This is a genomic window from Cystobacter fuscus (assembly GCF_044360685.1).
GTDB lineage: Bacteria > Myxococcota > Myxococcia > Myxococcales > Myxococcaceae > Cystobacter > Cystobacter fuscus_C.
On sequence record NZ_CP043491.1, the window covers coordinates 5674055 to 5695509 of the forward strand.

Below are 21455 nucleotides of genomic sequence, written 5' to 3' on the forward strand. Positions count from 1 at the left end.
ATGTGTGCAAATAAAGTAAAACATGAAAAACAAGATGAATCCCATGACCCATCCCATCTCGAAGCGCCTCCTCGTCCTCACGAGCCTGTTGTGGCTGAGCGCCTGTCAGACGACGCGCACGGTGACGCTGGTGGGGATGGCGGACTACCACTCGCACGCGCTGCCCATGTTCTCGGAAGGCGAGCCGGGGCAGGGCGGGGTGGCGCGGGCGATGGCCTACCTGCGCGCGGCCAGGGCCAGGCCGGACACGCTGGTGGTCTCCGGGGGCGACATGGTGAACCGGGGCGTGCCCACGTGGAGCGACGTGTACGGGTGCGTGGAGTGGCCGTGGTTCAACGGGGTGGTGGATGTGATGGCGCTCGGCAACCACGACCTGGACTACGGCGCCGAGGCCTTCGCGCGCTGCCGGGCCTCCATCACCTACCCGGTGCTCAGCGCCAACCTGCTCGGCGCGAACGGCCTGCCCTATTTCCAGGTGGACGGTCGTCCCTACGTGGTGCGTGAGGTGGGGGGTGTGCGCGTGGGGCTCTTCGCCGTGGCGGGGCCGGACATGCAGCATCTGGTGAAGCCCGAGCACCTGCCCGTGGGAACGCGGTGGACGGATGCGACGGCCACGGCGCGCGGCGTGGTGGACGCCTTGCGCAACCGGGAGCGCGTGGCCGCCGTGGTCCTCATCGGCCACCAGCAGCGCGAGGCCGACATGGCCCTGGCCCGGGCCGTGCCGGGAATCGATCTCATCCTCGGCTCGCACTCGCACGAGAAGGAAGGGCTGCGGCGGTTGCCGGGAACGGAGACGTACCTCGTGTCGCCCTACCAGTACCTCACCTACCTGTCCGAGGTGCGGCTGCGCTTCCAGGCCGGGCGGCTCGTGGGGGTGGAGGGGGGCCTGGTGAAGATGGATGCCTCGAAGCCGGAGGATCCGCGGACGGCGGCGGAGGTGGCGCGGTTGCAAGCGGCGCTCGTGGCGGAGCGCCCGGAGCTCTTCGTGGAGATGGGCCGAAGGGGGACGCCGCTGCGAGACGATGGCGTCACCACGGGCCCCTCCGAGGTGGGCACCTGGGCCACCGAGGTGTGGCGCCGGACGGTGGGGGCGCATGCTTTCTTCGCGACGGCCTCGACCTTCCGGGCGGGGCTGCCCTCGGGACCGGTGGTGGCGGAGACCTTCTTCGCGGCCTTCCCGTACCGCAACACGCTGGTGACGGCGCGGATGACGGGGGCCCAGATCCGGGAGTGGGTGGAGCTGAGCGAGTCCAAGCGAGGCTCGGATTCCTACAGTCAGTCCAGTGGGGTGCGCTACACGGTGCGCCAGGGCCGGGTGGAGGATCTGCGGGTGCTGGTGAACCCCGCGACGCCCGGGTCGGGCTTCGAGCCCGTGCGGCCCGAGCGCACCTACCGCGTGGCGACGACGGATTTCCAGGCGTTCGTGGCGCCGGGCTACAAGGAGGCCTGGGCCCGGGCGGCCTCGCCCCAGCGCACCGCGTGGGACTCGCAATCGCTGCTCGCGGGGGCGCTGTCCACGGACAGGCCCTGAGCCTCAGCGCCGGGCCGCGGGCGCGCCGCGGGTCAGTACTGCACGGTCGTGGTGTAGGCGAAGTGGTCGGAGCCATACTTCTCCAGGCGCTCGGCGGGACCGGTGCCGATGCCCTGGCGGACGTAGATCTGGTCGATGGGCACGCCGTCGACCCCCGCCGTCCGCAGGTGGTTCATCCCTGGGATGTCCTGCGAGAGCTGGCGGTTGAAGTCGCCCACCAGGACGACGGGCAGCCCCCGCGAGAGCAGTTCCGCGACGACCTCGCGCACCACGGCGTTGTGCGTCCGCCAGCGCTCCTGGCGCTCGGGGTGCTCACCGTTCCAGGCGCCGGAGATGTAATGGGTGTTGATGAACGCCAGCTTCGCACCGGTGTCCTTGTTCTTGAGCACCACCCAGTTCACGAATCGCGCGGGCGTCACCCCTTCATCCCCGCCGTGCGTGAGCCGGGAGCCATCTCCCGTCTTCTCGTACTTGTTCTTGCGCCACGAGATGGCGATCGAGTTGCGGGCGTCGAGCCGATTCGCGCCAGGACGGTAGTGGTCGTAGTACTCGAGCGCGCCGAGCTTGGAATGGCCTTCGTCGGTGTCCACCTCCTGCCAGCCGATGACGTCCGCGAGCGGCTTGAGGTTCGCGCTCCCGTGCAGGGTGTTGTGGGTCGCGATGGTGGTCGTCGTGACCGCGAGCGCCTCCACGCGCTTCGGGGGAGTGGAGGGCATGACTCCCAGGGAGAGGAGCAGACCGAGGACGGCCGACGACAGGATTTCGAGCATGGGGAACTCCTCCTGGGTGCCTCCTATCAGTTTTCCTGTTTAAAATGAATAGGCTGGTTTTGCTGTTTTATCGTGCCACCCGAAGTGTCTGGCTCGTTCTACGGAGTCCCGGCGCGCCTCCCCCCGAGGCGAGGCTGTCAGCCGCCCCGAGACTCAGCGCCGGGCCGCGGGCGGGAAGGGCTCGGCGTCGACGCGCACGCCCACGTACGAGGGGAAGCGGGGCACGCCGCCGTCGGTGAGCTCCTGATAGCGGAAGGTGATGAGGGTTCCCACCGCCGGTGGCTCCCGGCGCTCCTGGTCCGAGAAGCCCGTGCCGACGGAGAACCGGGTGCCGTCGCGCAGCTCCACCTCCAGCGCGCCCATCCGGCCCTTGTGCCGGCCGGCTCCGGCCACATGGCCCACGACGAGCGCTTCGTCGTCCTTGAAGCTCTTCACCTTGAGCAGCGTGGGCGAGCGCCCCGCTTCGTAGCGCGAGCCCGGCTGGCGGAGCATCAAGCCCTCGCCCCCGAGCGCCTCCACCCGGGCCAGCTCCGCGCGCAGGTGCGCCACGTCCCGGCACGGCTCGTGCGGCAACCACCTGGCATACGGGGGGGCCATGTCTTCCACGTAGCGCTGGCAGCGCGCGAGCCGCTCCTCGAAGGGCGCATCCACGCCCGGCGCGTCGAAGATGACGAAGGCCAGGGTCTTCCACGCGTCGCTGCGGTCCTGCCGCCGCACGACGCTCACCGTGTGCTGGAACTTGCGCTGCCCGCCGAACAGCTCGCCGTCGAGCGGGAAGTCGGGCAGCCGCGCGGTGAACCACTCGGGCGCGAGGAAGGGATTGCCCTGGCGTGACAGGAATTGCTTGCCGTCCCAGTACGCGCGCACCCCATCGAGCTTCTCGCTCATCCACCAGCCCGTCAGCTCGACGTCGTTCTCCCACGGGTGCGCGAGCAGCAGGGGAGGGGCGGTGACACCGGGAGCATCCGAATCGCCTTCCCGGGAGGGAAGGGGGGCCGACTCGGCGAGGGTGCCCAGCCGGGTGTTCTCGGCCTCATCGCCGCGCACCTTGCGCAGGTGTTTGCAGGTACGGCGCTCGATGCCCACCGACTGGTTGCGCCAGGCCGGGCAGGTGCACGAGTACACGCCGCCGGTGTTCTTCAAGATGTACGGCTTCTTCCCCGACCCCTTCACCTCGACCTGCTCGCCGTCCGCGATGTCCGCCACGATGTCCTCCCCACGTGAGGTGGCAAGCGTAGCCGCCCCGTCCGTCGTGAGCGGAGGACTTGTCTGGGCGATGCCGGGGAGCGACCTCGGACGTCAAGGCTCGACGGAGTGGGGTTCGGACGGTGCCTTCCTCACGGTCATGTGGGTGGATGTCTCGGCTTGCGCCTCGTTCGACTAGTTGGTAGATAGTCGGCATGAACGCCACGACAGCGGACCGCATCCTCGACGCAGCCCAGGCGATCATGATGGAGCGCGGGTACAGCGGCTTCAGCTACGCGGACATCGCGGAGGTCGTGAAGATCAGCAAGCCCACCATCCACCACCATTTTCCGAGCAAGGCGATGTTGGCGAGGGACGTGGTGGTGAGGTACCGCGAGAACATCCGCCTGTCGTTCACCCACCTTGGCCAGATGGTGCCCGACCCGCTCGGGCAGTTGAAGGCGTATGTCTCCTATTGGGAGACCTGCATCCGGGAGAAGACGACGCCCTTTTGTGTGTGCGCATTGCTCGCCGCCGAGATGCCGACGCTCCCCGAGGAGGTGGGGGCCGAGGTCCGGGACCATTTCCGAGAACTCGCGGGGTGGTTGGCCAAGACCCTGGAGGAAGGCCGGCGCCGGGGCAGTCTCGCTTTCGGGCGCACGGCCGCACTGGAAGCCGAACTCTTCATGGCCACGATCCATGGCGCCATGCTGGCCGCGCGAGCCTCGGGAGAGTGGATGGTCTTCAGCTCGGTGACGACCGAGGCGCTTCGCCTCCTCCAAACCAGGACCTGAGTCTCCGGGCAGCGCCTCGCCTGCTCCTTTCGTTTGTCCCGTCTGTCTATCAACTAGTCGGTAGAAGTCCATTCATCCCCGTTGTCCTCGAAGGAAAGCGCAATGAGCTCCTCCATGTCGACCCTTGGCCTCGTGCATACCGTGATCAGCGTCGTTCCCCTCGTCCTCGGAGTGCTCGCGTTCGCGCGTGACGGGCAGATCGATCCGCGCAACCGGATTGGCAAGCTGTACACGGCCACCATGGTGGCCTCCATCGTGACGTCCTTCGGCTTGTCGAGCCGGGGCGGTTTCAATCCGGGGCACGCGCTGGGCCTGCTGGCCCTGGGATTGATGCTGGCGGGAGCCGTGGCGGGGAAGATTCGAGGACTCGGGCGAGCCCTCCCCTATGTGCGCACGCTCACGTTCTCCGCGAGCTTCCTGCTTCTGCTGGTGCCTGGAGTCAACGAGACCCTGACCCGCCTGCCCGTCGGCCAACCCCTGGCCTCGGGTCCGGAGTCACCGCTCGTGCAGAGGAGCCTGCTCGGCTTGCTGCTCCTCTTCCTGTTGGGGTCGAGCTACCAGGTGTTCAAGCTGCGCGGGAGCGAGAGGGCCGTCTAGCTTCGAGTTCCGTTACCGGCGAGCCGGGAACGGACGAGTATTCCGCCCCCGTGAGCCCCGGAAGTTACGGGTCAACCGACGTTGGCGGCCTGGGTATCTCGCGCACGGGGACGTAGCACTTCCCGGCATGCTCGTGACGCCGACACTCAGTATGCGGAGGGCACACTCTACGGCTCCAGCTCCCTCTTGATGCGCTCTAGTACTCTGTTGGGACGTCCCATGAAGGCATCAAGCAGACGTCTTTCGACACCGTGCGATTCCCAAACAGTGGCTGGCTCGAGCCCAATGCATTCTTTTGGGGTCGCCTCTCTCGAATTGCCGATGCTATCGAAAATCGTACAGCGGCGGAGCGGTCCCACTTCCATTCTGAATTGAGTAATGGGTTGAGTCAGGTGCTCTTCAATCTCTCTCCATCCGATGAGTTCCCATGACTTCGAGTATGGAGAGCGGACCATAACCCTGAAAAGGATGGGCTTGGATGCGATCCTATCCAGGTCCGCGTCCGGTTCGGTGGTCCTGTAATTGTAGAAGGCTTCGAAATGCAATTCGAGAACCCTTCCATAGCCGAATGAGCCGTCTGGAAGGGGAATCCTCAAGAATGAACCTGGTTTATGCGTTGGCCGCATGTCCTAGTATCCTGTGTAACGGTGAAGTTCGCCCCAGCGAATCGTGGCGGCATCGTGAAAACGTCTGCCCCGCGGGTTGTCTTTTGCCACGGCGCGCACGACGTTCTCGGTTCGATGGGGTTTGCCAGTGTCGGACCGGGCGCCTCCACTGAAGTCTATCAGTTGCTGCTCTCTTCCGCGAATCCGACAATATGCTGGGTCATCATACCTCTGATCGTAGTCGATTCTGGCCAAGCGGCGAGTCCGGAGCCAGAAACCAAGCGCTGCTGCGCACAGTTGCGCACCTGTGGTTTCCCCATGCGACAAGCCCATCGCCTACGTATAGGAAGGGCAGGAGCCCTGTTGGGGGGAGGATGCGGTAGCAGAGCGGGACGTGAGGAGCGCTGACGGGAACCTCATGAGCCGCACGCCTGGCCGGTGCAGATGCGATTCAACTCCAGCAGACTCTCCTCCGGCCTCGGCTTCGACCCCGCTTGAGGAAGCCCTCTCGGTGTGGTGAGGGCTCCCTCGGGGAGAGGTTCTTCAGGGGGCCCAGGGGGCGACGACGTTCCAGGTCGAGTCGGGCGTTGAAGCCGCCGGCCGAATCCCAAGTGCTCCCGTAGCCCGAGGCCGTCCACACTGTCGATATGATGCAGGTAGCGGTTGGTGTAGCCCTCCGCCGTGGTCCTCACCCTCCAGGAGACGTCGGCCCCTGCTCCCCATGGCATTGAGCCCCGGAAGTTATGGGTCAACCGACGTTGGCGGCTTGGGTATCTCGCGCACGGGGACGTAGCACTTCCCGGCATGCTCGTAGAGCTGGCCACACGGAGGCCTACCCACCATCTCAAACCAGCACCCGCCGTTGATCTCCACCTGTCCGCCCGGAGGTGGCAAGCACGGAGGGGCCTGCTGCCGCTCCAGGCGCTTCGGGGGCATGGGCACGGCGATGGCGCCGCCGTCACGCGTCAGCCAATCGGTGGTGGTGTGCTCGGGTATGGGCCACTCCGGAGGGGGAGCGATGAGGATGGGCTCGGGGTGCAGCGCGAGCACTCCCCACAGAACGATGCTCACGGCGAGAGCCCCCAGCGCACGCGGAGGCCACGTGGCGGGCATGTGCCACACCGACCACGCCTTCCGCTCTCGAGTGGACTCGACCCGTAGCACCACTCGCAAGACCACAACGAAGGGCGCCGTGCTCCCTGTCTTCCACGCGCACGCGATGGAAAAGAGGATGAGCTTCAACCTGCTGAACCCGTGGTGCCTGGCGCCGATGAAGGCTCGGGCCCACTCCCGCCGTTTCTTGAGGGTCATGTTGGCGGGGTTACTAGCGCGTACCAAGAGAACGTGTCCACGGTCCACGCCCGCGGACGCCGACACTCAGTCTCGCAAGGGCGGGGGATTTCTCGTGCACACTCTACTGCTCCAACTCCCTCTTGATGCGCTCTAGTACTCTGTTGGGACGTCCCATGAAGGCATCAAGCAGACGTCTTTCGACACCGTGCGATTCCCAAACAGTGTCTGGCTCGAGCCCAATGCATTCTTTTGGGGAAGCCTCTCTCTCATTGCCAAGGTTATCGAAAATCGTACAGCGGCGGAGCGGTCCCACTTCCATGCTGAATTGGATAACGGGTTGAGTCAGGTGCTCTTCAATCTCTCTCCATCCGATGGGTTCCCATGACTTCGGATGTGGCTGGCGGACAGCAATCCTGAAAAGGATGGGCTTGGATGCGATCCTGTCCAGGTCCGCGTCCGGCTCGGTGGTCCTGTAATTGTAGAAGGCATCGAACAGCAATTCAAGAACTCTTCCATAACCGAAGGAGCCATCTGGAAGGGGAATTCTCAAGAATGAACCTGGTTTGCGCGTTGGCCGCATGCCCTAGTCTCCTGTGTAATGGTGAAGTTCGCCCCAGCGAATCGTGGTGGCGTCGTGAAAACGTTTGCCCCGTGGGTTGTCTTTTGCCACGGCGCGCACGACGTTCTCGGTTCGATAGGGTTTGCCAGTGTCGGACTGGGCGCCTCCACTGACGTCTATCAATTGCTGCTCTCTTCCTCGAATCCGCCAATAGGCTGGGTCATCATGCCTCTGTCCGTAGTCGATGGCAGCCCCAAGGTCGAATACATCAAGTCGCGCATCATCGAATGAAACACCGCTCGGATCTTTGTTCTCGTCAACATGATGATTCATGTCGCGGAGCTGAATGGCCCACCGTGCCTGGAGTCTGAGAGGCAGGCTGAGGTCAACGACCATGCTGGTCCGCCCAGAGTAGTAGAGGTTGGTTGCCCCATTGAGCTTCCTGTAGGTCGCATAGAGACGGCCGCGTTTCTTTTTGCTTTCCCTGGCGGATTCCGCATCTGGCCGTCCACTGGGAGGTGCGCGGGGAGAAGACACTGACTCAGGTCGGGGCGTGGGCGCGTTTGTCTCTACTGACACCGTGCCATCAGGCGACTGGTGAATGAGGAGCTCCATCTCGATGGTGGCCGGATGCGCAGCGCCCTTTGGGGGATACCGGCCTTGAATCCATCCAGAAACATCACCGAAGTGTGTGCCGTAGAACCTGTCCGCGATGTCGATGGGGGTCTGCTCCCCGTCCACAACCGCTTTGACGGTGAAGCAAAGCAGCAGAACACTGCCCGCGGCCACGACGACCGCGCCGCCCGTGACCAGAGCTTCTCCTGCCGCAGCGCCAGTGCCTGCTCCTGCCGCGGTCGTGCCGCCTTGCGGCACCGGGCGGAGCATACTGCGGGGGACCCCATCTCCAGCGCCACCGCCAGGAAGCCCTCTCAGCGGTGGTGGGGAAGGGGGAAGTGGAGCCGTCGGCGAACTCGCACCCGGCGCAGGCACGGCGGCAGATGCTCCACCGTGTTCTGCCGGCTCAAAGTCGCTGCTCGGGACGTAGACGCAGTACCTTGTCTTTCCAGTGGCAGGGAGAACGCTCCGGGAGGCGCTACTACACCCCACGAGCAACATACATGTCAGCAGCGCTACCCCTCTTGGCACCCAGCGCCTCCCTGGTATGGGCTCCGCTCGCGAGGAGCCCCACGCGGGATTACAGGGAGGCTGGGCGGCCAAGTCAACCAAGGGACAGCGAACGTGAGGGGCGGATCGGCTGGCACGACCTGGAGGCGGCGATGTTGCCCGTCAGGCTCCGGCCATGGCGTTGGGCAGCACCTGGGTGCGCGCCCCAGTCCCGGACCCACCGGGGGCCTTCCCCGTCGCACTAAACGCTGGGGAAATGTTACGGCCGGGTGCATCGGCATGTTCACCAAGTGGGGGTCAGGAGTTCGAGTTCAAGTGAAGACAAGTTGAAGAAGTGCCCCCTCCCCTTGAATGGGTGGAGGATGAATCCGCCAACGGAAAGCGTCACCAGGTAGCGTGCTTGGTCATGGAAGGAGACCTGGGCAAGGACGGTCTCGGTCGCGGCGTGCCACGCAACCGCTACGGTGTGGCCCACGACATGGCCTGGGTTGTTGATAACAATGGGCTGAGCGTCGACAGTCCAATTGCGGCTGGGTGGCGCCTCTCCGTAGCGAATAAAGCGACGGACCACATCGAACTGCGGCATCCGAGCGGTCTCCGCTCCGTACTGAGAGGCGAGATAGTTGAAGCCGATCTTGGCGATGCAGCGGTGAAATGTGGTGTCCATCCGCGTCCGCGTCTCGAAACGCTCGATACCGCGATAGCCGGCCGGCCTCGACTCGTGCAGCTCTACAACCTGGCCTCCGAGCGCCTTTAAGTCAGCGACGACAGACTCTGGGTCCTTGATTTCTGCGAAGCGTATGTGTCGATACCCTTCGTCGACGAGTGCGCGGAGTTCATCTTTGCTGGGCAGGCTCTCGCGCAGATACCATTTGTAGGGACCCTCCTCCTGTTGGGCCAATCCGATTTGGGGTAGTGGCTGCTGCAAGAGTTCGCCATCCACTCCCGTGATGCGGATGCGAGCGCCAGCGAAGAATCCCGATGTGATCGTATGGGTAAGGGTGCTTCTCGATCCGAGCGTTCTGTAATCCTGCGGATCGCGGAATCCGAACCGGAACCGGTTCAGTCCGTCGATAGTGTCGCGGCCGAGGTACAATTCGATGGTGTCCCCGAAGTGTTTGTTGCAGCCGTCGCAGACAACGTCATTTAGCGTCAGGTTGTCGCGAAACCTGCCAAATGACTGTGGGAAAACGTGCTCCGTCTTTTTGAAGGCTGCGCTAGGTTTGTTTTCCTTGCAGTAAATGCAGGTGGGCATTGGGCTCCATCCAGTTTCAGCCCTGTATGGGCCACGCACAGGGTGATGCGGCGACGTCGTTGGATCCATTTTCTGGCCAAGCTGCGAGTCCGGAGCCAGAAACCAAGCGCTGCTGCGCACAGTTGCGCACCTGTGGTTTCTCCATGCGACAAGCCCATCGCCTACGTAAAGGAAGGCCAGGAGCCCTGTTGGGGGAGGATGCGGTAGCAGAGCGGGACGTGAGGAGCGCTGATGGGAACCTCATGAGCCGCACGCCGGGCCGGCGCAGATGTGATTCAACTCCAGCAGACTCTCCTCCGGCCCCGGCTTCGACCCCGCTCGAGGGAGCCCCCGCGGAGAGGCGCGGGCTCCCCCGGGAGAACGTCACTCAGGGGGCCCAGGGGGCCACGATGCTCCAGGTCGAGTCGGCGTTGAAGCCGCCGGCCGAATCCCAGGTGCTCCCGTAGCCCGAGGCCGTCCACACCTCGGCGGCGTAGTGGCGGATGTAGCGGCCGGGGTAGTTGAAGGACTCGAACGACACCCCCGAGCCGGACAGACCCGGCTGGGCGCAGAAGGTGGCGTCCTGGTCGAAGATCGCCGAGCCATCGCGGCGATCCCTCCGCACGCGGCTGCCCATGTGCCGCAGGTACTCACCCGGGAAGTTGCGTGACTCGAACGAGTAGCAGCTCGACTCGGCCAGGCCCGGCACGAGCTTGAAGGTCGCGTCCTGCTTGAGCACCGAGCTGCTGGCTCCGTCCACCACCTCGGTCCTGGCCAGGCTGTCGATGTGACGCAGATAGCGGTTGGTGTAGCCCGACGTCGTCACCTGGAAGGACTGGAACGTGTTCGTGGGGACGTTCGCGCCGCTCTTCCACCACGGCGTCGCGATGGCCCAGGTCGCGTCCTGTCGGAAGCCCGTGGTGTTCTCCAGGGCGTCCACCCAGACCTCGCCCCCGCGGTGACGCATGTAGGCGCCGGGCTTGTTCTTGGACTCCAGCGACACGTTCCCCGAGCCATCCAGCGCGTTGCGCGCGCAGAAGGTGGCGTCCTGATCGAAGAGCGCCGAGCCGTCACGCCCGTCCCGGCGGATGCGGCTGTTGGAGTGGCGCAGGTAGCTGCCCGGATAGTTGCGCGACTCGAACGAGTAGCAGGCGGCATCGGCCAGGCCGGCGACGATCTTGAAGGTCGCGTCCTGCTTGAGCGTGGGGGTGCTGGTGTTGGTCACCACCTCGGTGGTGCCCAGGCTCTCGATGTGCCGCACGAAGCGGTTGGTGTAACCCGGCGTCGTCACCTGCAGGGCACGGAACTGTCCCACGGGCAGCGGCCCCTTGTTGTTGAGCAGCTTCGAGGCGGCGATCAGATCCAGATGGGCCGCGCGAACCTGGTTGAAGTCCATCTTGAACACGGCCCGATCGTAGGTGTACAGGCCGTTCACCTCGTTCTCCACGTCGGTGATCTCCGTGTAGACGGATGCGCTCAGACCGGGGTTGTCGAGCAGTGCCCGCTGGCCCGCCATGAGCTCCAGGTAGCGCGCGGTGAGCGACGCGCTCGTGGTGTACAGCTCGCCGTACCCGAAGCCGTTGCCGGGGCTCCACTCGTGGCCGGAGATGCGCATGCCCAGGCCGCCGAACTCACCCAGCACCGCCGCGCGCGTGGCGGACGGAACCGGGGAGCCCGGGCCCTGGTAGACGTGCCAGTCCGCCAGGTCTCCGTTGCCACCGTCCACGGCACCACAGCAGTTGATGCCGCTCATGTTGTCCACGAGCCGCGAGGGATCCCAGCTCTTCACCAGGTCCGCCAGCCGGGCCTGATCGTACTGACCCCAGCCCTCGTTCTGCACCACCCAGGTGATGAGGGACGGGGAGCTGCGGTGCTCGTCCACCATCTCGCGCAGCTCGCGCTCGAACTGGGCCTTGGCCGCCGTGGACGGTCCGGTCAGGGCCATGAGCGGCATGTCCTGCCAGACGAGCAGGCCGAGCTTGTCGGTCCAGTAGAACCAGCGCTGGGGCTCGACCTTGATGTGCTTGCGGATGAGGTTGAAGCCCAGGTCCTTGTGCTTCTGGATGTCGAACTTGAGCGCCGCGTCCGTGGGCGCGGTGTAGATGCCATCCGGCCAGTAGCCCTGATCCAACGTGCCGAGCTGGAAGACGAACTGGCCGTTGAGCACCGGACGCAGCACGCCCCCCACGAGCTTGAGCCCGACGGAGCGCATGCCGAAGTAGCTCGTCACCTGGTCCACGACGGTGGTGCCGCTCTTGAGCGACACGCGCAGGTCATAGAGGAAGGGGCTGTCGGGGGACCACAGCTTGGGGTTGGGCACGGGGATGCGGAGCTCCGAGCCCACGGCGCCGGTGGCGCTGCCCACCTGCGTGGTGCCATCGAAGGCCACGGCTTCGATCGTCTGGCCGGCGATTCCCGCGCCGCGCACCGTCAGGCGCAGGGCCGAGCCCGCCACGTCCGGCGTCATGTCCAGGCGGGTGATGCTCGCGGACGGCGTGGGCTCGAGCCACACCGTCTGCCAGATGCCCGAGGCGGCCGTGTAGAAGATGCCACTGGGGTTGTTGCGCTGCTTGCCCACGGGCTGTCCGCCCGCGTCGGTGGGATCATAGACACCAACGATGAGCTCGTTGGTGCCCCCGTTGAGGTAGTTGGTGATGTCGAAGCTGAAGCCGTCGAAGCCGCCCTGGTGCGAGCCCACGAGCTGGCGGTTGACGTAGACGGTGGCCTCCCAGTCCACGGCGCCGAAGTGGAGCTGGACGCGCCGGCCGCTCCAGGTGGAGGGCACGGTGAAGGTGCGCCGGTACCACATCCGGTCCTGGTGCCGCTTGATGCCGGAGATGGCCGATTCGATGGGGAAGGGAACGAGAATGCTCTCGGACAGGTTCTGACCGAAGGGAGGCGTCTGGCCCGCGGTGGCATTGCCGAACTGCCACTCGCCATTGAGGTTCTGCCAATCGGCGCGCACCATCTGTGGCCGGGGATATTCCGGCAGGGCGTTGCTGGGAGTCGCCTGCGAGGTCCACTGCGTCGTCAGCGGTGGTGTCTTGGGCGTCCAGGCGGCCTGGGCCCACTGGGACGAGAACAAGCCACAAAGCAGGGGCAGCAGTCGCAGCGCCGTGCCGCCAAGACGTGTGCGTCGAGAGGGTTGGGTCATGGGTGTCTTCCCACGGAGTCGACAGGGGGATTTCAGCTGTCTCCAGGGATGTGCCCATTTACACGATTTCCCATGAATCTACATGAAGGCAGTTATTTAAATGACTTCCGGACTTGTCCAGTGAAGCGCAACGGTGGGTTCAGCTGCGGGATGCCGCGTCGCGTCGTTCCGGGAAGGCCTTCCTCCCGCGCCCCTTCCGCCTCGGCATTCTTTCCGCACCGTAAAGCGTGTGGAGGGGGCCGCCAGGGACTGTCGGCCCCATGCACGGGAGCGGTGTGGGTTGACGACCTCGAGCTAGGGGCAGAGCCGCTCGACAGACTTGATCCGCATGGCTCCGTCGACATTCGGGTCGTTCGTCTGGTCGCCGAGGGCGATGGTGCCGTTCGCCGCGAAGTTGTTCCGCTTGAGCTTCGCGACGCCGTCGACGCTCACCGTTGCCACCTTCGCCGCGTCCACCGAGAGTTCGTAGACATGATACGCGCCGTCAGTCACCGGGAACGCCGCGGACTGCGTGTCGTCCGCCCAGCCGATCGCCGCGCTGTCGAGGTAGATCATCTGCGCGCGATCCACGGCTTGTCCGACCTGGGGCGTGAAGCTCCCCAGGATGGCCGCGCCGCTGTCGAGCTGGTTGTGGGTGTTCACCGACTCGACCTGCATCGTCACGCGGAGGGTGAACGGCTTCGTGCTGTCGAGCGCGTTCGCCCGCATGATGAGCAGCTGCTCGCTCGTTCGCGCACCGCTGCTCGTCGACGTCGCGAGGCGAACGTAGTCCGTGCCGTACGTGAGCGTGTTCTGCGTCAGCGAGATTGTCGTCCAGCCTTGCGCCGCGATGTCGTTGCCGCCAACCAGTAGCGGAACGCTCGCCCGAGCCGTCCACCGCGTGGTCGACGTCTCCGGCACGCACGTCTCGCAGGCGTTCCCCGGGTTTGGCGCACCCGAGGGGTAGAACACGCCGTCGATGAAGCACTTCGGGGTGCACATGCCGGCCGAGCAGACCTGTCCCGCGTTGCACGACGTCCCGTCAGCGCGTTGCGTCCACGCGGTCGCGGACATTGTCGGCGAGCACTGTTCGCACGGATTCGTCGCATTCACCTCCCCGGCGGTGACCTGCTTGCCGTCGATCTGACAGGTCGCGACACAAATGCCGCTCTCACAAGCCTCGCCGGTCGCACACGCCTTGTCACAACCACCGCAGTGCTTCGGGTCGCTCACGGTACTCACACAGGAGTCGCCGCACAGTTCGATGCCCACGCCGTTGCACGTCACGGGCGTGGAATGATCGCCGCAAGCCGCTACGAGGCCGAGCACGACGAGGCAGGAGAGAAGGGGGGAGCGAATGAGGATCATGGATCACCGGGAAGTTGGCTGCGTTGAAAGGCAATCTGAATAACATTGCGTCATTGATTTTCCTCAAAACATCGTCTTGACAGCCTTGGAGCCAGATAATAGGTTATAGCCGTAAATCAAGTAATAACAGGAGATGATATGACCGCAAACATGGCCACGAAGAAGTATGAGGATGGATTCAGGAGCTTCCGCACGAAGGCCCTCGCGGCGCGCGGGCTGTCTCATTCTGTCTCGGCGCTTTTCCTCGCGGCCGGTCTGCTCGGATGCGGAGCGGGGAGCGAGGGAGGGGAGACCTCGGACATTCCGACGACGGCGCGCGGCGAGGACCGGCTGGAGCTGGCGACGAACTCCGCTTCGAGCTGCACGCCGCTGTGCGGTGGAAGCTGCACGCCGGTGCAACTCGCGCAAGCCAGCGGTCTCGACAAGCCCATCCTTCCCGTGGGCAAGGACGTGTACTTCGCCGGAGCGATCACGTACGAGGCCAGCTACAGCTACTTCGGCCGGGTCTCCAAGCAGGGCGGCTCGCGCGTCCTGCTCGCCCAGAATCTCCTGCGCCCGCCCACGTTCCTGTCGAACGGAAGCTCGGCCTACGCCGTCGTCAGATACCCGGACAACTCGGGGCTCGGCCACCTGAATGAGCTCAAGCCCGACGGAAGCATCACCCCGGTGCCGGGCATCGACGGCTCCCGCTCCCTCACCATCGCCGCCGTGGACGCGACGAATCTCTACGCGTTGAATCTCTTTGACGACACCGTCTGGTCGACGCCGCTCACGGGAGGAACCTGGACCCAGGCCACCGCGCCGATCCCGAACACGGCGGGCCGGAGCGTGCGCGCGGACAACACCCACCTGTACATCGTGGCCGACGATGTGGCGAAGGACGAGTCCATCGTGTGGAAGGCCCCGAAGCAGGGCCAGGCGACGCCCGCGCGGTTCATCACCCTGCCGGGCAGCATCGTGTCGCTCACCCTGGACGACACGGACCTCTACTTCGCCGACCGCAAGGGTGGCATCTACAAGGCGTCCAAGAGCAGTGGTGCCGTCACCAAGCTCGCGAGCACCGCGACCCATCTGTCCATCACCGTCGATGCGGAGCGCTACTACTGGTTCAATGGCACGGCCCTGACGGCGACGTGCAAGAACGGCGGCGGCTCCCAGGTGCTGGCCACCGTTTCGTCCCCCCCGGCGAGCATTCCCGAAGTCATCGCGGTGGATGGAGAGGGCGTCTACTGGCGCAACTCCAGCCAGGTCTGGAAGGTCGCGAAGTAGGGCCGCGACGGCTCGGCGACGGCACCACCACCCAGCGCGACGCTGCTCGGCGCGCGCTGGGCCTGATCCGTTTCTACGCGGCGGACCGTTCCGCCGCCGAGCCGGCCGGCGATACGGAGAGGGGCAGTGCCTCCAGGCCGCGCAGGCCGATGTTGGGACGCCAGCGCAGCTTCTCCGCCGGCACCGCCAGGTCGAGGCGCGGGAAGCGCCGCAGCAGCGCGGGGATGGCGACCCGGGCCTCCAGCCGGGCCAGCGGAGCGCCCAGGCAGTAGTGGATCCCGTACCCGAAGGACACGTGGCGGTTCGGGGTGCGGGTGATGTCCAGCGTGTCCGCGTTCGGGAACGCCGCCTCGTCCAGGTTCGCCGAGGCGATGAGCAGGGTGACCGTGCTGCTCTGGGGAATCCGCACGCCCGCGATCTCCACATCCTCCTTGGCGAAGCGCGGCGCCACCTGCCCCACCGGGTTGGTGAAGCGCAGCAGCTCCTCGATCGTGCTGTCGATGAGGTCGGGCTGCTCGCGCAGCTTCTGGAGCTGGCCGGGGTTCTGCACCAGCGCCAGCATCCCGTTGCCGATGAGATTCACCGTCGTCTCGTGCCCGGCGAAGAGCAGGAGGAAGACCATGGAGATGAGCTCGTCCTCGCCGAGCCGGTCCCCGCCCTCCTCGGCCTGCACCAGCGCCGTCACCAGATCATCCCCCGGCTGGTCGCGGCGCAGCTTCACCAGCCTGCGCAGGAACCGGTTGAGCTGGAGCATGTAGGGGTAGTTGCGGATGAACGCCAGGGGGCTCATCGCCGCGGGATCCAGGACCTTGGTGATCAGCTTGCGGAAGCTGAGGCGGTCGGGTTCGGGGACGCCGAGCATCTCCGAGATGACGGTCAGCGGCAGGGGCAGCGCGAACTCCTCCATGAGGTCCACGACCGGCTTCCGGGCGGCGGCGTCCAGCAGCTCCTCGGTGATCTGCTCCACCCGCCCGTTCATCTTGTCGACCATCAGGGGGGTGAACGCCTTCTGGACGAGGTTGCGCAGGCGGCGGTGATCCGGCGGATCCTTGAGCACCATGCTGGAGACGAGCATCCGCAGGATGGCCGGCACCCACCAACGGTCCAGGGACGTGCCGCCGGGGACGTTGCGACGATCGTTGGCGAAGCGTGGATCCTTGAGGACGCTGACGACCTCCTCGTACCGGGGGAGGACGAAGCTCTCGCCGTAGAGGGCAGGCGAGCGGAGGACCAGCCCCAGCTTGCGCAGCTTCGCGTAGACGGGGATGGGATTGGCCCGCGCCTCCGGGGACTCGAACTCGCGCTGAAGGTTGACGCGCACTGCCTCCACCATGTGGAACCCACCTGTCCGTGGCCCCTGCTCGGGGCGGTTTGGGGGGGGTAGTTATGCGCGAGGAGCCCGATTCGCGCCAGGGCCACATTCACGAGGTGACGCCCGAGGAGCCGACCTGGCTGGCGATGGATTCCACGCTCGTCGTCGTCTCCAGCAGGCGGCACCACGGGTGCTGCTGCCTCCAGGGCTTCGCTACCTGCCACCCCACAGCGAGATGGCCACCAGCACCCAGAACGCCTGATGCGCCAGCACGATGAGCCAGAACGGCACCTGAAACGAGACCTTCCGGGTCTTGTGACGGAACTTCTGTTGGGCGATCAGGGCTCCCGGCCAACCGCCCAGCAGCTCAAACAAGTGCAGCATCGACTCCGACGTCCGCCAGGAGCCACGCGTGGCGCTCCGTTTGTCGTCCCAATAGAGAGCGAAGGTCAGCAGGCTCGCCACGGGGTAGATCAACAATGGCCAGACAGAGAGCCCGGCGACCCACAGTCGGAGGCTGCCGAGGATCGGTAGCGTGCAGAGAGCCAGGAAGATCGCGAACTTCACCCTCGGATTCCGCACGGCCTGGCCTTCCCTCCGCGGCTCGTGGCGGACGCTCGGCTCGTCGATGGTCAGGCTGTCCAGGTGAGCCTGCTCGGCACGCAAGCGGCCCTGAGTGTCCTTGCCCACGATGAAGCTCACCTGATCTCCGGTCCGCGGACGCCGGTCGCCGCGAAACGCGGAGATGTGCAGGAAGACTTCGTCTCCACCCGCCGTGGGCTGGATGAAGCCGAAACCCTTGTCGTCATTCCAGCGGCTGATCACCCCTGGGTTCTTCATGATCTCTCACTTGGAGTGCGTTCGGATACGCTCCAGAAGTTAACATGCCGTCAGGTAGCTCACCACGCCAATCGCCGTCCGCGTGCGGCAATCCCCGCGGAGTTATGAGGCGGCGCCGCAGGGCAGGCTCAGCGACCGGCGCACGAGACGCGCTCCTCACGGCTTTTTCTGTTTTGATGAGATAATCTGGTTTTCCATTGTGAGCGGCTTGTGTCATGGTTAGCACATGCCGTGAAGAGGGCCTTCACCCTCCGGATGACACGCCTTTTCCGTGTGCCCTCCGGAGACCCCACATCACAACCGAGTTGCAGAGGAAGAGAGATGAGCCGGTTTCACCATTCCGCGTCGCGTTTGTGTCTGTTCCTGTCGCTAGGCCTCCTCGTGGGCTGCACCCAGGGCACGCCCGCTGTCCACGAACCCAGGTCCACCCCGAGTGGCCTCGCGAGCGAAATCAGTATTTTCGGCACGAGCGCGTCGCCTGGCACGCTCGAGGATTCGGACACGGCTTCCGTCGAGCTGGGCGTGAAGTTCCGCTCCAGCGTCCCCGGCGCCGTCACCGGCATCCGCTTCTACAAGGGTAGCGCGGCCAACGCGGGCACGCATGTCGGGAGCCTCTGGAACCGCGCCGGGCAGCGGCTCGCCTCCGCGACGTTCACCCAGGAGACCGCGACCGGGTGGCAGACAGTGCGCTTCGCCTCGCCCGTGAGCATCGCGGCCCATACCACCTATGTCGCCTCCTACCTCGCTCCGCGCGGCCGTTACTCCGCGACGGGCGGCTACTTCGCCGGGCAGGGCACGACGAATGGCCCCCTCAGCGCGCTGGCGTCCGGGGTGGATGGTCAGAATGGCGTCTATGTCTATGGAAGCGGCGGCTTCCCCACGCAGAGCTATGGGAACACCCATTACTTCGTGGACGTGCTCTTCCTCTCCACCCCCGACACGAGCGCGCCCTCCGCTCCGGGTTCGCTCGTCGCCACCGCCTCCGCTCCGGGGAGCATCCAGCTCACCTGGGGCGCGGCCACGGACGATGTGGGGGTGACGGCCTATCTCATCTTCCGTGAGGGCGAGGAGGTCGCCTCGGTGCCTGGCACGACGCGCGGCTACAGGGACCTGGGCCTCGCGGCTTCCACGCTCTACCACTACACGGTGAAGGCCCGGGACGCCGCTGGCAATCTCAGCGCCGCCTCCAACACGGCCTCGGCCACCACGTCCGCGCAACAGCCACCGGATGGGTTGAACCTGCCCCGTGTTCCCTGGGAGGGCGGGCCCGCCTTCTACGCACGCTTCCCGGCCATGGCGGGCACGCCCTGGCTGTCCGAGGACTTCTTTCCCATCGGCTACTGGGGCGCGTACACGGACGAAGAGCGGCGCATCGCCACCGACAAGGCGCACGGCATCAATACCTTCCTGGAGACCTATGCCGGCAACGACTCGTCCGCGGGATGGATGCGCCAGCATGGCATCTGGAACCTCGCCGGCTCGGGACTGGGCGGTGAGGCGGTGGGAACGACCTTCTACGACGAGACGGATATGTGGGCCGGGCCCGGGTGGGATCCATGGACCGGCAATGTGGCCACCTATGACGTGTGCATTCCGGACGACCCGCGCCGCTGTGGCTTCACCATCTACAACGCGCTGTACCAGGAGCTGAACAACCCGAACGCCTTCATCTACGCGAACGTGGGCAAGGGCGCGCTGATGTGGTGGTCGGACGAGCAGCGGGAGATTGGCATCAACGGCGCGGATGGCCCGGACCCGAGGGCGAACTGGCGGTTCGGCATGGTCACCGGCGACATCTACTTCTACACGGATGGCAACATTGGCGGCGAGGCGCCCAACTGGTTCGACATTCCCGCGAACGAGGTGCGCCGGGCCGCCAACTACGGTGAAATCCTGATGACGAACCTGCGGAGCGCGTCGGGCGCCGGCAACAATGGCGAGCCGCGCATCCCGCTGGGCGTCATCGTGGAGCTGGGCGGACAGGCCCAGGGCAGTGTCATCACCGCCAACCAGGTGGAGGGGGCGGTGTGGTCGACGCTCATCCACGAGGCGCGCATGCTCGGGTACTTCTCACACGTCTTCTCCGACTCCACCGCGAACCCATTCTCCACCGACGTCCTCAACGACTCGCGGGCGGAGTACCAGGCGACGCGCGAGCGCGTGAAGAAGATCAACGCCGAGGTGACCGCGCTGGCCCGGGTGCTCAACACCCAGTCCTATGTGTGGCAGTTCAATCCGAGCCTGAGCACGATGCTCAAGTACCGTGATGGCGCGGCCTACGTCTTCGCCATGCAGAAGCGGCAGTTCACCAGCGGGACCTACACCTTCACCCTCCCGGCGGAGCTCCCCGCGAGCGGGACCGTCGAAGTGCTGGGCGAGAACCGCTCCATTTCCTACTCCGGCGGCAGGTTCACCGACTCCTTCGCGGCCGAGTACACACACCACTCGTACCGCATCCCGGACTGAGCAGGTGACGCGGGCCCCGCGGCGCAACGGTCCGCGTCGCGGGGCGGCTCCTTCGGGTGCGTGGGCCTCGCACCTCGAGGAGCCTCAGTGAGGCTGATACAGCTGGTAGGAGAACGCGTAGATGGAGTCCGATCCCACGAGGGCCGCGGTATCGGTCGAATAGACGCTCACGTAACCCCAGTCCCAGTAGTGGCCGCTCACCCAGTTGTCGTAATAGTGCAGGCCATAGCCATTCGGCACGAACACGGAGGCCGTGAAGTAGCCAAAGACATCCGTGACGACGTCCTTCCGGCTGATGTTCGTGATTCCCTCCGTCTGGAACACGACGGTGACATGGGCGGAGCTGGCCACCTGATGGTTGCTGTCGAAGGCCTGCCCGGTCACGATCAGCTCACACCCCTCCTTCGCCCGGAAACGCGTTCCATATCCGTAATTCACGGGATGGGCGTCATCGGCCCAGCAGGGCTGGATGTAGGACAGGGTCCCGATCTGGGTCACCACGGGAGACAGTGACAGCGTATAGCTTCCCGTCCCACTGGAGGATGCGATCCGGAAGTAGTACGTGCCGGGCGCCAGGGAGAGGACGTACGTGCTTCCTTGCGAACCGCGACCCACGCTGCCCAGGTTGGAATTGAAGATGTCCAGGAAGAAGGTGCTCCCCGCGGTCTGCCCGTCCAGTTTCACGCGCAGGTTCGTCTGGGAGGTGACCTGGTAGGAGACCCAGTCCTGGTCATAAACGTTGTCGATCGTCTGCTGGATCGTGGGCGAGCCCGAGACGGCCCGGGCCTGGGTCACGTTGTCATCGGGCTCGGCCGGGTCCGGGTTGGGCGAGAACGTCGCCAGCAGGTAGAACGGGGCGGTCGCCGACGAGCCCGCGTAGGAGGTGACGCGGATGAAGTAGTAGCCTCCCTGGCTGGCCGACAGGCTGAGCTGCTCGGTCGAGCCCGGCCCGTACATGGAATCGAGCTGGTTCTCCAGGTACCCCGTGGACGCATTCAGACTGAACACGCTCAAGTCATAATCAATGGTCGCGTCGTTCGGGGGCACCATGAGGGCCGTGAGCTTCCCGGCGGAGGGCGTATAGACGTAATACCAATCCTCCTGTCCCACGGCGGTGAGATGGTCGCCGTAGACGGTTTCCAGATTGATGGCAATGGCCTGACTCGCATCGTGATTGTTGGCGGCCAGGGGCGACACGAGCGCGGCACTCGTGGAGAGCGTCTTCATCCCCTCGGGAGGCGCCAACGGGACACGCGGCACTTGGGAAGACGGCTGCTCCGAACCACAACCCAGGACGGCCATCGAGGCACAGAGAAACGCCAGGAGCTTTCTTCGCATGTCTATTCTTTCCTTGCTCATCCGGTCTCGGAGGCG

Annotated in this window: 17 protein-coding genes; 5 read left to right on the forward strand and 12 right to left on the reverse strand. The window is 65.4% G+C overall.

Features of this window, described 5'->3' with window-relative positions; translation table 11 throughout:
- Nucleotides 1–43: 43 nt before the first annotated feature.
- Nucleotides 44–1531, forward strand: a complete 1488-nt coding sequence (locus F0U63_RS23270; protein WP_395848104.1) for a bifunctional metallophosphatase/5'-nucleotidase — start codon at nucleotides 44–46, stop codon at nucleotides 1529–1531.
- 32 nt (nucleotides 1532–1563) lie between these two features.
- Here F0U63_RS23270 and F0U63_RS23275 read toward each other — a convergent pair whose 3' ends face one another.
- Together F0U63_RS23275 and F0U63_RS23280 are read right to left on the reverse strand one after the other, a co-directional pair.
- The gene (locus F0U63_RS23275) at nucleotides 1564–2301 is read right to left on the reverse strand and encodes an endonuclease/exonuclease/phosphatase family protein (protein WP_395848105.1); all 738 of its coding nucleotides are present in this window, start codon (nucleotides 2299–2301) and stop codon (nucleotides 1564–1566) included.
- 153 nt (nucleotides 2302–2454) lie between these two features.
- Nucleotides 2455–3507 (reverse strand): DNA ligase, encoded by a 1053-nt coding sequence (locus tag F0U63_RS23280; protein WP_395848106.1) that lies wholly within the window; start codon nucleotides 3505–3507, stop codon nucleotides 2455–2457.
- Nucleotides 3508–3701: 194 nt separating this feature from the next.
- On the opposite strand from F0U63_RS23280, the gene F0U63_RS23285 reads away from it, so the two are divergent.
- Both F0U63_RS23285 and F0U63_RS23290 read left to right on the forward strand, forming a co-directional pair.
- Complete coding sequence (locus F0U63_RS23285) at nucleotides 3702–4280, forward strand: TetR/AcrR family transcriptional regulator (protein ID WP_395848107.1); 579 nt, start codon at nucleotides 3702–3704, stop codon at nucleotides 4278–4280.
- 114 nt (nucleotides 4281–4394) lie between these two features.
- Nucleotides 4395–4877: a hypothetical protein gene (locus F0U63_RS23290; RefSeq protein WP_395848108.1), complete on the forward strand. Its 483-nt coding sequence runs from the start codon at nucleotides 4395–4397 to the stop codon at nucleotides 4875–4877.
- A gap of 167 nt (nucleotides 4878–5044) precedes the next feature.
- Here the strand turns inward: F0U63_RS23290 and F0U63_RS23295 are convergent, their stop codons facing one another.
- The 7 genes from F0U63_RS23295 to F0U63_RS23325 all read right to left on the reverse strand — a co-directional run bounded on the left by F0U63_RS23295 (nucleotide 5045) and on the right by F0U63_RS23325 (nucleotide 14194).
- Nucleotides 5045–5503: an immunity 26/phosphotriesterase HocA family protein gene (locus F0U63_RS23295; protein WP_395848109.1), complete on the reverse strand. Its 459-nt coding sequence runs from the start codon at nucleotides 5501–5503 to the stop codon at nucleotides 5045–5047.
- A 720-nt stretch (nucleotides 5504–6223) separates the two neighbouring features.
- Nucleotides 6224–6553 carry a hypothetical protein gene (locus tag F0U63_RS23300; RefSeq protein ID WP_395848110.1) on the reverse strand — a complete coding sequence of 110 codons (330 nt, stop codon included), beginning with the start codon at nucleotides 6551–6553 and terminating at the stop codon, nucleotides 6224–6226.
- Between the two features lie 343 nt (nucleotides 6554–6896).
- Entirely contained in the window at nucleotides 6897–7355 is a 459-nt protein-coding gene (locus F0U63_RS23305) for an Imm26 family immunity protein (protein WP_395848111.1), read from the reverse strand.
- 3 nt (nucleotides 7356–7358) lie between these two features.
- On the reverse strand, nucleotides 7359–8219 hold the full coding sequence (locus tag F0U63_RS23310) for a hypothetical protein (protein WP_395848112.1): 861 nt from the start codon (nucleotides 8217–8219) through the stop codon (nucleotides 7359–7361).
- A gap of 523 nt (nucleotides 8220–8742) precedes the next feature.
- On the reverse strand, nucleotides 8743–9714 hold the full coding sequence (locus F0U63_RS23315; RefSeq protein ID WP_395848113.1) for an HNH endonuclease: 972 nt from the start codon (nucleotides 9712–9714) through the stop codon (nucleotides 8743–8745).
- A 367-nt stretch (nucleotides 9715–10081) separates the two neighbouring features.
- Nucleotides 10082–12847, reverse strand: a complete 2766-nt coding sequence (locus F0U63_RS23320) for an AbfB domain-containing protein (RefSeq protein ID WP_395848114.1) — start codon at nucleotides 12845–12847, stop codon at nucleotides 10082–10084.
- A 294-nt stretch (nucleotides 12848–13141) separates the two neighbouring features.
- Nucleotides 13142–14194: a hypothetical protein gene (locus tag F0U63_RS23325; protein ID WP_395848115.1), complete on the reverse strand. Its 1053-nt coding sequence runs from the start codon at nucleotides 14192–14194 to the stop codon at nucleotides 13142–13144.
- Nucleotides 14195–14332: 138 nt separating this feature from the next.
- Here F0U63_RS23325 and F0U63_RS23330 point away from each other — a divergent pair, with 138 nt between their 5' ends.
- A complete protein-coding gene (locus F0U63_RS23330; RefSeq protein ID WP_395848116.1) occupies nucleotides 14333–15463 on the forward strand; it encodes a hypothetical protein in 1131 nt (376 codons plus the stop codon).
- 73 nt (nucleotides 15464–15536) lie between these two features.
- Here F0U63_RS23330 and F0U63_RS23335 read toward each other — a convergent pair whose 3' ends face one another.
- Together F0U63_RS23335 and F0U63_RS23340 are read right to left on the reverse strand one after the other, a co-directional pair.
- A complete protein-coding gene (locus tag F0U63_RS23335; RefSeq protein ID WP_395848117.1) occupies nucleotides 15537–16796 on the reverse strand; it encodes a cytochrome P450 in 1260 nt (419 codons plus the stop codon).
- Between the two features lie 192 nt (nucleotides 16797–16988).
- Nucleotides 16989–17615, reverse strand: coding sequence for a DUF1294 domain-containing protein (locus tag F0U63_RS23340; RefSeq protein ID WP_395848118.1), 627 nt, complete (start codon nucleotides 17613–17615; stop codon nucleotides 16989–16991).
- Nucleotides 17616–17936: 321 nt separating this feature from the next.
- Between F0U63_RS23340 and F0U63_RS23345 the strand changes: the two genes are divergently transcribed.
- Complete coding sequence (locus tag F0U63_RS23345) at nucleotides 17937–20081, forward strand: DUF4082 domain-containing protein (RefSeq protein ID WP_395848119.1); 2145 nt, start codon at nucleotides 17937–17939, stop codon at nucleotides 20079–20081.
- Nucleotides 20082–20165: 84 nt separating this feature from the next.
- Here the strand turns inward: F0U63_RS23345 and F0U63_RS23350 are convergent, their stop codons facing one another.
- Entirely contained in the window at nucleotides 20166–21419 is a 1254-nt protein-coding gene (locus F0U63_RS23350) for a hypothetical protein (RefSeq protein WP_395848120.1), read from the reverse strand.
- Nucleotides 21420–21455: the final 36 nt, after the last annotated feature.